This window comes from Actinomycetospora sp. NBRC 106378 (assembly GCF_030269685.1).
Classification (GTDB): domain Bacteria; phylum Actinomycetota; class Actinomycetes; order Mycobacteriales; family Pseudonocardiaceae; genus Actinomycetospora.
In genome coordinates, this window is the sequence record NZ_BSTT01000004.1 from 236,045 (window position 1) to 248,678 (window position 12,634).

The 12,634-nt window shown below is 76.8% G+C and carries 14 protein-coding genes; 9 read left to right on the top strand and 5 right to left on the bottom strand.

Features of this window, described 5'->3' with window-relative positions; all coding sequences use genetic code 11:
* From QSK00_RS12580 to QSK00_RS12590, 3 genes are read left to right on the top strand one after another with little or no spacing between them, the layout of a single operon-like run.
* Positions 1-708 (top strand): hypothetical protein, encoded by a 708-nt coding sequence (locus QSK00_RS12580; protein ID WP_285591057.1) that lies wholly within the window; start codon positions 1-3, stop codon positions 706-708.
* Positions 701-3,106, top strand: a complete 2,406-nt coding sequence (locus tag QSK00_RS12585) for a hypothetical protein (RefSeq protein ID WP_285591059.1) — start codon at positions 701-703, stop codon at positions 3,104-3,106. Before QSK00_RS12580 ends, QSK00_RS12585 begins: the two co-directional genes overlap by 8 nt.
* A gap of 44 nt (positions 3,107-3,150) precedes the next feature.
* Entirely contained in the window at positions 3,151-3,933 is a 783-nt protein-coding gene (locus QSK00_RS12590; protein WP_285591061.1) for an MBL fold metallo-hydrolase, read from the top strand.
* A gap of 69 nt (positions 3,934-4,002) precedes the next feature.
* On the opposite strand, the gene QSK00_RS12595 is transcribed toward QSK00_RS12590, so the two are convergent.
* Together QSK00_RS12595 and QSK00_RS12600 are read right to left on the bottom strand one after the other, a co-directional pair.
* On the bottom strand, positions 4,003-4,677 hold the full coding sequence (locus QSK00_RS12595) for a Crp/Fnr family transcriptional regulator (RefSeq protein ID WP_026204588.1): 675 nt from the start codon (positions 4,675-4,677) through the stop codon (positions 4,003-4,005).
* 231 nt (positions 4,678-4,908) lie between these two features.
* Complete coding sequence (locus tag QSK00_RS12600; protein WP_285591064.1) at positions 4,909-5,190, bottom strand: hypothetical protein; 282 nt, start codon at positions 5,188-5,190, stop codon at positions 4,909-4,911.
* Positions 5,191-5,302: 112 nt separating this feature from the next.
* Between QSK00_RS12600 and nth the strand changes: the two genes are divergently transcribed.
* Genes nth through QSK00_RS12620 form a run of 4 tightly spaced genes read left to right on the top strand, consistent with a single transcriptional unit; the run spans position 5,303 to position 8,590 of the window.
* Complete coding sequence (gene nth / locus QSK00_RS12605; protein ID WP_285591066.1) at positions 5,303-6,064, top strand: endonuclease III; 762 nt, start codon at positions 5,303-5,305, stop codon at positions 6,062-6,064.
* Positions 6,061-6,702: a TlpA family protein disulfide reductase gene (locus QSK00_RS12610; RefSeq protein ID WP_285591069.1), complete on the top strand. Its 642-nt coding sequence runs from the start codon at positions 6,061-6,063 to the stop codon at positions 6,700-6,702. Before nth ends, QSK00_RS12610 begins: the two co-directional genes overlap by 4 nt.
* Positions 6,699-7,394, top strand: coding sequence for an NUDIX hydrolase (locus QSK00_RS12615; RefSeq protein WP_285591070.1), 696 nt, complete (start codon positions 6,699-6,701; stop codon positions 7,392-7,394). Before QSK00_RS12610 ends, QSK00_RS12615 begins: the two co-directional genes overlap by 4 nt.
* The gene (locus QSK00_RS12620; protein ID WP_285591072.1) at positions 7,391-8,590 is read left to right on the top strand and encodes a MarP family serine protease; all 1,200 of its coding nucleotides are present in this window, start codon (positions 7,391-7,393) and stop codon (positions 8,588-8,590) included. The genes QSK00_RS12615 and QSK00_RS12620 overlap by 4 nt, the downstream gene beginning before the upstream one ends.
* On the opposite strand, the gene QSK00_RS12625 is transcribed toward QSK00_RS12620, so the two are convergent.
* The 3 genes from QSK00_RS12625 to QSK00_RS12635 all read right to left on the bottom strand — a co-directional run bounded on the left by QSK00_RS12625 (position 8,587) and on the right by QSK00_RS12635 (position 10,524).
* A complete protein-coding gene (locus QSK00_RS12625) occupies positions 8,587-9,453 on the bottom strand; it encodes an alpha/beta fold hydrolase (RefSeq protein ID WP_285591074.1) in 867 nt (288 codons plus the stop codon). The two genes, QSK00_RS12620 and QSK00_RS12625, sit on opposite strands and share 4 nt — an antisense overlap.
* Positions 9,454-9,520: 67 nt before the next feature.
* On the bottom strand, positions 9,521-10,015 hold the full coding sequence (locus QSK00_RS12630; protein ID WP_285591076.1) for a phage holin family protein: 495 nt from the start codon (positions 10,013-10,015) through the stop codon (positions 9,521-9,523).
* Between the two features lie 131 nt (positions 10,016-10,146).
* A complete protein-coding gene (locus QSK00_RS12635) occupies positions 10,147-10,524 on the bottom strand; it encodes a peptide chain release factor-like protein (RefSeq protein ID WP_285591078.1) in 378 nt (125 codons plus the stop codon).
* A 135-nt stretch (positions 10,525-10,659) separates the two neighbouring features.
* On the opposite strand from QSK00_RS12635, the gene QSK00_RS12640 reads away from it, so the two are divergent.
* Together QSK00_RS12640 and ssd are read left to right on the top strand one after the other, a co-directional pair.
* Entirely contained in the window at positions 10,660-11,400 is a 741-nt protein-coding gene (locus QSK00_RS12640; protein ID WP_285591080.1) for a Fic family protein, read from the top strand.
* A 108-nt stretch (positions 11,401-11,508) separates the two neighbouring features.
* Positions 11,509-12,594 (top strand): septum site-determining protein Ssd, encoded by a 1,086-nt coding sequence (gene ssd / locus QSK00_RS12645; protein WP_285591081.1) that lies wholly within the window; start codon positions 11,509-11,511, stop codon positions 12,592-12,594.
* The last annotated feature ends 40 nt before the right edge of the window (positions 12,595-12,634 follow it).

Sequence of the window (12,634 nt, forward strand, 5' to 3'; positions counted from 1 at the left end):
GTGGCGAGCACGGGCTCGGACGCAGCGGACACGACGGGCACCGCCGGCGGCCCTGCCGGCGCCCGGGCGTGCCACGACCTGCTGGTCGCCCTCGCCGGACGCGTCCCCGACCGCGCCCTGTGGCGGCTGCGGGACTGGCTCGCCGCCGGCGCCGACACCGCGCTGCGGACGGCCGTGCCCCGCACGCTGCTGCGCCACCGGGTCGGGGTCACCGACGCCGAGCGCGATCTGCTCCGCGAGGCGGTCACGACGTGGCGGGGGTCGGCGCGGCTCGTCGACGCCGTCCTGCACACCGAGGTCGCCCCGGAGCCCGCCACGGCGTTCGTCGAGCCCGGCGCCGCCGCCTGGGACGCCGCCGACCTCGTGCTGCGGGCCGTCGTGCCCGCCGCCGGGGACGTCGGCGAGGTCCGCCGGGCCTGGCGCTCCGGGGGTTCCCGCGTGGTGCTCGTCAGCGCCGCCGGCGACCTCGCCGCCCTGACCGGCATCGTCCAGCGGGCCCTGCGCGCGCACGGCGACGCCGACCCGTGCGTCGAGGTCATCGGCGCCGGGACGCCGACCACGGGGTACCACCGCGCGGCGCTCGCCGCCTCCGACGTCCTCTGGCGGGCCGGTGCCGCGGCGTCCGGCGACGCCCCCGACCACGCCCGGCTGCCGGACCCGCGCTCCGGCAGCCTGTCCTCGCCCCCGGAACTGGTGCGCCATGGCTGAGCCCGGAGTCCCGCACCCCGACGGGCCGCGTCCCGACGGGCCCGGCCGCGCCGGTCGCCCCCGCGCCGGACGCGACCCGGTGGCGCTCGCGGCGTGGCGTCGTGTCGCGGAGCAGCGGCGACGGTCCGCGGGTGGTGGCGAGGACGTCGACCCCGTCGAGGACCTCGTCGCCGAGCCCGCGCCCGAGGTCTCCGAGGTGTCTCCGTCGCCCGAGATCGACGAGCCGGGCCTCGTCGACGTGCCCGAGCCCGCCCGGCCGCGCCCCCTCGACGGCGCGGTCCTGCGTGAGCCTGGTGGCGACGTGCCGCGGGAGGCCCGGCCGGGGACCGATGCGGAGGTGGCCCGCCCGCCCCGTCCCCTTCCCGACGACGGGCCGCCGGCGCCGGGCCGGCTGCACGAGGTCCTGCTCGGGCTCGCCGGCCGGATCGACGACGACGCGCTCACCGCGGTCCGCGAGATGGTCGCCGCCGAGGACGACGCCGAGGCCGCGGAGCTCCTCGCGGGCTGTCTGCTCGCCGACGAGGTGGGCCTGAGCCCCGACGAGCGCGGCGTCCTCGGGCCGTGGTTCGCCACGGCCCGGGTCGACCCGGACCTCCTCGCCCGCCTCCCGGTCGACCCCGACGCCCTGCACCGCTCGGGGCACCGCTTCGTCCCGACGGCGGCGGGCGTGGCCCCGGCCGCCCCGCTCGCGCGCGCCGCCCGTCGGCTCTCCGGCGTCGTCGCGGTGCGCGAGAGCTGGCGCGTGACGCCCGCCGGGGCCGCGCCCGGACCGGTCCCGCACCGCGTGGTGCTGGTCGAGACGGCCGACCCCGACGACTGCGACCACGTCGTCCACCACCTCGCGCACGCCGCGCGCGGCCTCGGCGGCACCTCGGTCGAGGTGTTCGCCTCCGGGATCACGCTGCCCGCCTACCACCGCGACGCCCTGGCCGCGGCCCGCCCGCTCACCACGTCCGACCCGCTGCCCGCCCGCGCCCCGGCCGCCCAGGCCGCTCCGGTCGACCCGCCGCGTGCGAGCGAGGTCGTCCGGGAGGACGGCGAGACCTGGCGGACGGTCGCCGACGCCGGGACGGCACGGCTGGCTCCCCCGGCGCCGATGCCCGAGGAGCCCGCTCCCGTCGTCGCGGAGGCACCCGCCCCGGAGGTGTGGATCGAGCCCGAGCCCGAGCCGGACCCCGAGCCCGCCGCGCCCACGTCGATCGACGACGACCTCTCGCTCACCGCCCGCCGGATCGCGGCGCTGTGGGCGCGCCCGGTGCCCGAGGACTTCTCGGCGCCGCTGCCCGCCGACTCGCTCGAGCAGACGCGACTCGAACCGCAGCCCGACCCGGACACGGAGGCGGGACCGGACCACGTCCACGTCGACGGGGCGTCGGCGGTGGACGAGATCGAGGACGGGGTCGACGGAGGGGTCGACGACGATCCGGTCGGCCGGCACGGGCGGGCCCCCCGGGACGAGGGGGGCACCACGGCGTTCCTCGCCCGGCCGCCCCGCCCGGCGCCCCGCCGCAACGGGCACCACCTCGGCGACCACCCGGTCGAGGCCGAGGAGGTCGACCCCGGCGAGCCCACCCCGCCCGACGGCACCGCGATCGACCCCGAGGACGACGCGGCGCAGGTGCAGCGCGCCCGGCACAGCCGGGGACGCCCCGAGGAACCCACGCCATCCGCCCGCTTCGGGCACGACGCCCGCTACGGCGCCGGGCCGGGACCGGCATGGCCGGGTGCCCCGGTCACGGGCGACCGCCCGGGCCCGGACACCCTCTTCACCTCGCCGGTCGAGATCGGGGAGGAGCCGGTGACGCTCGGGACGAACGGGCATCGCCACGACGCCGTGCCCGTCGTCCCGCCGGAGCCGCACGAGGTCGACGAGCCGGCCACCGGGCCGGTGGCCTGGTCCGCGGCGCCCCCACGGGCGGTCAACGGCACGCCGCTGCACGGCAGCCCGGCCGACGACACGGCGCCCCGTCCCGTCGGGGACGTCGCCCCGCCCTGGGCCACGGCCGACGGCCCGGCCTGGACGCAGGAGCAGGCGGGGTGGCCGCCGCCGCCCGCTCCCGTACCGCCCACGTACCGGCCGCCGCAGGAGCCCGCGCCGTCGGGCCCGGTCGGGCCCGCGGACGCCGAGGTGACCGGCGGCTGGGCGCCGGACACCGACGACTCCGTCGCGCAGCTCTCGGACCGGGAGCGCGAGCTGCTGGCCCGGCTCCACGAGGAACTCGCCCAGCGCGAGCGGGCCGAGGGGACCGACCCGTTCGCGGGCCCGTCCGGCCGGCCACAGCCGCCGCGACCGCAGGGGCCGCCGGGCCCCCCGCCCGAGCGCCGCAACGGCCAGGGTCCGCCTCCCGGGCGGACCAACGGGCACGGCCTGCCGGGGGGACACGACCCGGCGTCGTGAGCCGGCGGGCGCGGGCGGGTCCCGGTCGTTCTAGGGTCCCCGACGTGTCCGAGCACCCGGCGTACGAGGTCCTGCGTCCCGTGACCACGGCGGCGGGGGTGGTCCTCGCCGACAACCCCTCCGGCATGACGCTGGACGGCACGAACAGCTGGGTGCTCCGCGCACCCGGACACCGGGGCTGCGTGGTCGTCGACCCCGGACCGGACGACCCCGTCCACCTGGAGCGCCTCCGCGAGCACGGGCCGGTGGAGCTCGTCCTGCTGACCCATCACCACCTCGACCACTCCGAGGCGGCACGGACGTTCTCCGAGCTGACCGGAGCCCCGGTGCGCGCGCTGGACCCGACCCTGTGTCTCGGCGCCGAGGGTCTCGGGGCGGGGGAGGCCGTGGGGGCGGCGGGCCTGGACATCCGCGTGCTCGCGACGCCGGGCCACACCGTCGACTCGCTGTGCTTCGTCGTCGACGGCGACGGGTCCGTGCTGACCGGCGACACCGTGCTCGGCCGCGGGACGACCGTTCTCGGCGACCATCACGGGGCCCTGGGCGACTACCTCGCGTCCCTGGACCGGCTCGCCGCCCTGCCCGTCGGCACGACCCTGCTGCCCGGGCACGGCCCCGACCTGCCCGACGCCCCGCGGACGGCCCGCGACTACCTCGCGCACCGCGAGCAGCGCCTCGACCAGGTCCGGGCGGCCCTGCGGCAGCTGCCCGCCGACCCCGAGCCCCGGCAGGTCGTGGAGATCGTCTACGCCGACGTCGACGAGTCGCTGTGGCCCGCCGCCGACATCTCGGTGGCCGCCCAGCTGGAGTACCTGCGTCCGGAGTAGCCCCGGAACGCACGGACGGCACCCTCGCAGCATCGGTGTGCGCGAGAGTGCCGTTCGTCCGGAACAGGGCTAACGGGCCCGGCGCGCCAGGCGGTCCGGCTCGAGGATGAGGACGCTCTTGCCCTCCAGGCGCAGCCAGCCGCGGGCGGCGAAGTCGGCCAGGGCCTTGTTGACCGTCTCGCGCGAGGCACCGACGAGCTGGGCGATCTCCTCCTGCGTGAGGTCGTGCGTCACGCGGAGCAGGCCCGCCTCCTGGGACCCGAAGCGCTGCGCGAGCTGCAGCAGCGCCTTCGCGACCCGGCCGGGCACGTCGGTGAAGATGAGGTCCGCGAGGAGGTTGTTCGTGCGGCGCAGCCGGCGGGCGACCACGCGCAGCAGCTGCTCGGCGATCTCCGGGCGCTGCGCGATCCACTCCTTCAGCGCGGTGCGGTCCATCGAGTAGGCGCGGACGTCGGTGACGCACGTGGCGGTCGACGTCCGGGGGCCCGGGTCGAAGATGGACAGCTCGCCGAACATGTCGGACGGACCGAAGATCGACAGCAGGTTCTCGCGCCCGTCCGGCGACCGGCGGCCGATCTTGACCTTGCCGCTCTGCACGATGAACAGCCGGTCACCGGGCTCGCCCTCGTTGAAGATGACGGTGCCCCGCGGGAACTCGACGCGATCGAGCGACTCCGTCAACACCTCGATGGCGGCCGGATCCACTCCCTGGAAGATCCCTGCCCGCGCCAGTACCTCGTCCACCGTCGTCCGCTCCTCGCCGACTCTTGAGACCCCCACGGGCCCGGCATCCTGCACCCGGGACTCCGCTGTGTCACCAGTCACGTCTGCCGCAAGTCTAATCGCGTGCATGGTCATGATCACGCAGCACGCGGCGGACGATCCCCGGATCTAGCCGTGTTCCGTCGTTCTCCGCGAGGCGTGCCCCCCGAATGGACGACCCTACCCGCCGATCATGACGCCGCTGGGTGAGCGTCAGGCGTTGGTCCTGCTCCGGCCGGACGTCTCGGACGCCCGAGCGCCGCGGCGGGTGGGTCCACCGCGCTTGCCGAGGTTGCGGAGGCGGAACAACGTCAGCGCGCCGCCGATCCCCTGCCGGAACAGGGCCTTGACCTCGTCGGGTCGGGCGCGCTCGAGGAAGTCCTCGACCTCGTCCTCACGGACGGTACCCGCCCGCAGTCTCGTCTCCAGGCGCTCCATGCCCAGGGCGAAGACCATGATGAGCAGGGGGATGAGGATGGCGATCCAGGCGGTCATGGTGAGCGCATCGTCCCGCACCCGCGCGCCGGAGCGGGCACCGGGGTGCCCCGGCGTGTCGCGGGTGCTCCCGGGCCGTCACGGTGTCGGAGGTCTTCTCTACCCTGGTCGAATGACCTCGGGTGCGACGCCTGCTGCGACCAAGCCGGGCGAGACGCACCTCGGGCTCGTGCGTCGGGCCCGTCGGATGCACCGCGCGCTCACCGCGGCGCACGTCGACGCGCACTGCGAGCTCGACTTCACCTCGCCGCTCGAGCTGCTCGTCGCCACCGTGCTCTCCGCGCAGACCACCGACGTGACGGTCAACCGGGTCACCCCGGCGCTGTTCGCCCGGTATCCCGACGCCGCGTCGATGGCGGGTGCCGACCGCACCGAGATGGAGGAGATCCTCAAGCCCACCGGCTTCTTCCGGGCGAAGACGAACTCGGTGATCTCGCTCGGGCAGGCCCTCGTCGCCGACCACGGCGGTGAGGTCCCCGCGAGGCTCGAGGCGCTCGTGAAGCTCCCCGGCGTCGGGCGCAAGACCGCGAACGTGGTGCTCGGCAACGCGTTCGGCGTCCCCGGCATCACGGTCGACACCCACTTCGGCCGGCTCACGCGCCGCTGGGCCTGGACCGCCTCCGAGGACCCGGTGCAGGTGGAGAAGGAGGTGGGGGAGCTCATCGAGCGCAAGGACTGGACGATGCTGTCCCACCGGGTGATCTTCCACGGCCGACGCGTCTGCCACGCCAAGAAGCCCGCCTGCGGCGCCTGCTCGATCGCGAAGGACTGCCCGTCGGCCGGGATCGGGGAGAACGACCCGGTGAAGGCCGCGAAGCTCGTCAAGGGGCCGGAGGCCGACCACCTCCTCGCCCTCGTCGGTCTCGAGCGGTGACGCGCACCGAGGTCGGTTCGACCCTGCTCGTCCTCATCCTCGTCGTGGTCGGTGTCATCGCCCTCTGGCCGCGCGACTCCGGATCCGTTCCCGACGCCGGGTCGGCGCCGGCGAGCAGCGCGGCCGCGGCGGGTGGGGCGGACCCGCAGGCGCTGGCCGACGCGCGGACACGGGCCGGGCTCGCGGAGTGCCCCGCACCGGCCGTCGGGACGGCCCCGGCCGGGGCGCCGCTGGCCGGGCTGACCCTCGGATGCCTCGGGGCGCCCGGGTCCGTGGACCTGGCCGCCGCCCTGCCGGGCCGGGTGACGCTGGTGAACCTGTGGGCGTCGTGGTGCGGGCCGTGCCGTCAGGAGATCCCGGCGATCGCCGCGTACGCCGCCCAGCCGGGCGCCGCGGCGGTCCTCGGGGTCGACGTGGCCGACGACCCGACCGACGCGCTGGCGCTGATGTCGGCCCTCGGCGCGCGCTACCCCTCGGTCTCGGACCCCGACCAGGTCGTCGCCCGCCGGCTCGGGGCGGCGCCGGTGCTGCCCGCGAGCCTCGTCGTGCGCGCCGACGGCACCGTGGTGCCCCTGGCGCCGCAGGTGTTCGCCACCCCGGAGCAGGTCCGCGCGGCCGTCGCAGGGGTGGCCGCGTGAGCGGGCTGCTGCACCCGGAGGCCGCCCCGGACTGGCTGCGCGGGCTCGTCGAGGCGTGCGGACGGCTGTCCCCCGACGACGTGCCGTTCCGCCGCCGACCGGGCGGGAACGGGCGCGAGGCGGCCGTCGTGCTGCTCTTCGGCGACGACGCCCCCGCGGGCCCGGACATCGTGCTCACCGAGCGGGCCGCCGACCTGCGCTCGCACGCCGGGCAGGCGGCCTTCCCGGGCGGCGGGCTGGACCCGGAGGACGGCACCGGGCTCGACGGGCTCGTGACGGCGGGCCTGCGCGAGACCGAGGAGGAGATCGGCGCCGACCCCGCCGGGATCGTCCCGCTGACCACGCTCCCGCCCCTGACGATCCCGGTCTCCGGCTTCGCGGTGACCCCGGTGGTCGCGCACTGGGCGTCGCCGGTGCCGGTCGGGGTCGTCGACCCCGGCGAGACCGCCGCCGTCGTACGGGTCCCGCTGGCGGAACTGACCGACCCGGCCCGACGCTTCACGGTGACCTCGCCGGGTGGATACCAGGGTCCTGCTTTCACGGTGCGTGGCCTGCTGGTGTGGGGGTTCACCGCCGGGGTGCTCTCCTGGGTGCTCGACCTCGCGGGGTGGACCATCCCGTGGGAGCACGGAGACGTACGCGATCTCGGCGAGGCGTGGGCCCGTCGGCACGAGGGGGAAGCGATCCGATGAGCTGGGTCGACGTCGTCGTCGTGCTGCTCGCCGTCGCCGCGGCCATCTCCGGCTGGCGGCACGGTCTCGCGGTGGCCGCGCTGTCCTTCCTGGGCGTCATCGGCGGCGCGCTGCTGGGGCTCAAGCTGGCGCCCCTCGTCGTCGGGATGTTCGAGGGCGACACCAGCCGCGTCGTGGTCAGCGTGCTGATCGTCATCGCCCTGGTCGCGCTGGGGGAGACCCTCGGGGTGTACCTCGGCCGCGCCGTCCGCGACCGGATGCGACTGGGCGCCGTCCGCACCGTCGACTCCACGTTCGGCGCCGTGCTGCAGGCACTGACCGCGCTGGTCGTCGCGTGGCTGATCGCGCTGCCGCTGGCGTCGTCGTCCAACGTCGCGCTGTCCTCGGCGCTCAAGAACTCCGGGGTGCTCTCGACCGTCGACTCGGTGATGCCCGACCCGCTGCGGGCCCTGCCGAACGAGCTGCGCGCGATGTTCGACGCGTCCGGCTTCCCCGACGTGCTCTCGCCGTTCTCCCCGACGCCGGGGGTCGCCGAGGTGTCCGCCCCCGACGAGGGTCTGGTGCGCGACCCGGTGGTGCAGCGCGCCCGCGCGAGCGTGCTGAAGATCCGGGGTCGGGCGCCGTCGTGCTCCCGGGCCCTGGAGGGCACCGGCTTCGTCATCGGCAACGAGCGCGTGATGACCAACGCGCACGTGGTGGCGGGGACCAACGAGGTGTCGGTGGAGGTGCCGCGCTCCGGCGGCGGGGCCGACACCGAGTCGGCGCGGGTCGTCTACTACGACCCGGAGGTCGACGTGGCCGTGCTCGCCGTCCCGGGCCTCGAGGCGCGGGCGCTGCCGATCCAGTACGCGGGCGCCGACACCGGCGACAACGCGGTGGCGCTCGGCTACCCGCTCGACGGGCCGTTCTCGTCGAGCCCCGCGAAGATCCGCCAGCGGATCCAGCTGCGCGGGCCCGACATCTACGACTCGCAGACCGTCACCCGCGACGTCTACACGATCCGCGGCACCGTGAAGTCCGGGAACTCGGGCGGGCCGTTGGTGAACCCGCAGGGACAGGTGATCGGCGTCGTGTTCGGCGCCGCCGTCGACCAGGGCGACACCGGGTTCGTGCTGACCTCCGACCAGGTCCGCGCCGCGCTCGACGCCGCGCAGTCCTCGACCGCGCGGGTGTCGACGGGGAGCTGCGCCAGCTAGCCCGAGAGGCGCCGCAGGAGGACCTCCCCGACGTGCCGAGGGGCCTCCTGGTGCGGGAAGTGGCCCGCGCCGGGCACCGTGACCACCTCGTGCGCGGGCGCCCAGCGGGCCGAGTCCCGCACGACGGCGTCCGGCACCCAGGGATCGACCTCGCCCCGCACGTGCAGCACGGGGACCTCGACACCCCGCTCGAGGGCGGCGGCGAAGCGGGCCCCGTCGGGGCGGGCCTGCGACCGGACCGCCCAGCGGAAGTACTCCAGCGAGCAGTGCGACGTGCGGGGGGTGAGCAGGGCCGCGGCGTGCATGGCGGCGACCCCGGCGAACTCGGGGCTCGCGGGCCAGCCGGCGCCCGCACCCGCCGTCAGGAAGGCGCCGGCGGCAGCACCCCGGTCGCGGCGCAGGGACCGCTCGGGCAGGCGGGGGAGCTGGAAGAACGCGACGTCGCGCAGGGCGCGCGTCCAGCGCCAGGGGCGCCGCCGCACGGCGCGGCGCAGCGCGAGGGGGTGCGGGGCGGCGACGACGGCGAGGCGGGAGACGACCCGCGGGTGCAGCGTCGCGAGGGTCCAGGCGACCGCACCGCCCCAGCCGGCCCCGATGACGGTCGCCCGGCGGGCGCCGAGGGCCGGGACGAGCCCGGCGACGTCACCGGCGAGGGTCCACAGGTCGTAGCCGCGCGGGGGCCGGTCCGACCCGCAGTAGCCCCGCAGGTCGACGGCCACCGCACGGTGCCCGGCCGCGCCGAGCGCGGTCAGCTGGTGGCGCCAGGACCACCAGAACTCCGGGAACCCGTGCAGCAGCAGGACCGGCTCGCCGGAGGCGGGCCCGCACTCGGCGAGGTGCAGCCGGATGCCGTTGGCGGACACGCTGCGGTGCCGCCACGGCCCGGCGAGTGCGGCGGGGTCCTCGGGTCGACGGCTCAGGGTCGGCGGCTCAGGTCCGGGTCGGGACGGGCGTCGCGGCGGGGGCGTCGGAACGGCCGCGACGCAGCACCTCGACGGACTCCTTGGCGGTCTCGATCGTGCGCTCCGGCGCCTTGATCTTGCGGACCTTGAGGTAGCCGAGGAAGCCCGCGATGCCCGCGATGATCAGCATCAGCGCGAAGGTGATGGCGAAGCCCGCCCACCGCTGCGTCGGGAAGAGGAGGTTGAAGGCCTCGGCGACCGCGAAGAAGAAGAACCAGAGGCTGAACAGGGCGACCACGCCGGCCAGCACGAAGAAGATGCTGCCCTGCACACCCTTCTTCACCTCGCCGGTGATCTCCTGCTTGGCGAGTTCGACCTCCGCGCGTACCAGCGTGGAGACGTGCGTGGTCACCTCCTTCACCAGCGCGCCGACCGAGGCGTCGCCGTTCTGGCGCGCGGGTTCGGCATGGAGCGGGATGGAGGGCACCACGGGCGGGCCTCCGGGGGACGACGGCGAGGTCACGGGCCCTCCTGGCGGGTCGGGTCGAGCGGGGGCACATCGTGCCACGACCGGCCGGGACGCGACCGGTGACACGACAGCACGGCCCGTGTCTTCCCGATCATGGCGAGGTCCAGTCCTGCTGTTGACGCCGGTTACTCGGACGGGGCGCGGCGCAACGCCTTGCGGTCGCTGCGGCGTCGCTTGTCCTCCAGGCGGCGCTGCTTCGCCCCCCGACTGGGGCGGCGTGCCCTTCTCGACGGCGGGTCGGGCCGCCGGGCGGCCTCGATCCGTGCGACCGCCCGCTCCAGGGCGGCCTCGCGGTTGCGCAGCTGCGACCGGTGCTCGGAGGCCGTGACGTGCAGCACGGGCCCGAGGCGCTCGACGAGCCGCTCGGCGTCCGGCAGCTCGTGGAGGTCGACGAGGAGCTCCACGCGGGAGTCGGTGGTGTTCACGCCCTGCCCGCCCGGGCCCGAGGACCGGGAGAACCGCCAGGTCAGGGCACGCTCGGGCAGCAGTCCGGTGCTGTCCATGCCTCCAGTGTGCTCACGGTGTCGAGTCCTTAACCCCTGTCTCGGCTCCCCCGACGGCAGGAAAGCGTCGTTGCTGTCATCCAGTGGCAGGAACGCCACATCGTCGACGCGGGGCGACCTGGGACGATGGACCGCATGACCGCCGCGACCACCGATCCGCTCGCGCCGCTGCTCGACCTGCCCGGTGTCGCCGAGGGCGCCGAGTCGATCCGCCGGCACGTCGAGGGCGTGCACGGGCACCGCACGAACCGGCGCGGCTGGCCGGCGACGGCGGCCGAGGCGACCGTCCGCGCCGCCCGGGCGTCCGCCGCGCTCGACGGCGGTGCCGCCGACCTCCCCGAGGACGGTCCGGTGACCGACCCGGTGCTGGCGGGCTCGTTGCGGGTCGCCGAGGCGCTCGGGGGGCTCCTCCCGACCTGGCGCCGCGCCCCGCTGCAGGCGCTCGCGAAGCTGCACGTGCTCGCCGCGACCGACCGGGTGCCCGAGTCGGAGCTCGGCCGTCCCCGGGTGGGGCCGGAGCTGGGTGCGCGCCTCGACGGTCTCGCGGGCCTCGTCGCGGGCGGCACGTCCGTGCCCGGGCCGGTCCTGGTCGGCGTGGTGCACGGGGAGCTGCTGGCGCTGGCGCCGTTCAGGGTCGGGAACGGGATCGTCGCGCGGGCCGCGGCCCGCCTCACCGCGATCTCCACCGGGCTGGACCCCAAGGGCCTCGTGGTGCCGGAGGTCGGTCACCTGCGCGCGCAGGCCGAGTACGTCGACGCGGCCGCCGCCTTCGCCACCGGCACGCGCGACGGGTTGGCCCGCTGGTTCGCCCACGAGGTGACCGCGTGGCGCACCGGTGCCAAGGAGGCCACCGGGATCGCGGACGCCGCCGGCTAGGCCGTCCGGCCGCGCGTTCCGTCCCCACCGGCAGCGAGCCGGGGAGTTGTCCCCAGCCCGACCGGCGCCGGTACCCGTCGTCGGGACGACCGCCGCACCCTGCGGGGCGTGGACGGACGACGAGTGATCCTGCTGTGCGACGACGAGGACCTGGCCGACGACGCGGTGCGTGTCGCGGCCGCGGCGGGGGCCGAACTGGAGCGGGTGCCGGACGCGGTGGCGCTGCGGCGCCGGTGGTCGGGCGCGGCGATGGTGCTCCTGGACGAGGGCGGTGCCGCCGCGGTGGGGGCCGCCGGGACGCGGCCGGGCCGGCGCGACGGCGTGGTCGTGCTGTGCCGTGGGGAGCCGCCGGGCACGGTGTGGGAGCGGGCGGTGGCGGTCGGCGCCGAGCACGTCGTGTCGCTGCCCGAGGGCGAGGACTGGCTGGTCACGGCGCTCTCCGACGCCGGCGGAGGCGTTCCCGACGGCGGGCCGGGGCGGGTCGTGTGCGTCGTCGGCGGTCGCGGTGGCGCGGGCGCCTCGGTGTTGGCGGCGGCGATCGCGGTGCGGGCGCGCGACGCGGGCGCGCGGGTGCTGCTGGTCGACTGCGACCCGCTCGGGGGCGGGCTGGACCTGGTGGTCGGCGCCGAGCAGGTCGACGGCCTGCGGTGGCCGGGGCTCGCGCTCGGCGGCGGCCGGGTGGCGGCCTCGTCGCTGCACGCGGCGCTGCCGCGGGCGGGCGGGCCGTTGACGGTGCTCGCCTGCGACCGGCACGGGCCGGGCCCGGCGCCCGACGCGGCGGTGGCGGTCGTGGAGGCGGGCCGCCGGGCCGGCGACACCGTGGTGTGCGACCTGCCGCGCCACCTCACCGACACGGCGGCCGCGGTCCTCGCCGTGGCCGACCTGACGGTGCTGGTGGTCCCCGCCGAGGTGCGCGCGACGGCGGCGGCGTCCCGGGTCGCCGGGCTCGTCGCCGAGCACGGCGGGGCGGTCGGGGTCGTGGTTCGCGGCCCGGCCCCGGGCGGGTTGACCGGCGAGGACGTTGCGGCCGCGCTCGGGCTCGAGGTGCTGGCGTCGGTCGACGCGGAGCCCGGTCTGGCGGCCGCGATGGACCACGGGACGGTGCCCGGCGTCCGGCGGGGACCGCTGGCCGACGCGGCCGAGGCCGTGCTCGACGCCCTCGAGGGAGCGGGAGGTCCGTCGCTGGCGGCGTGAGGCGGTCGGTGTGCGACCCGGCTCCCCACGGGGGAGCCGG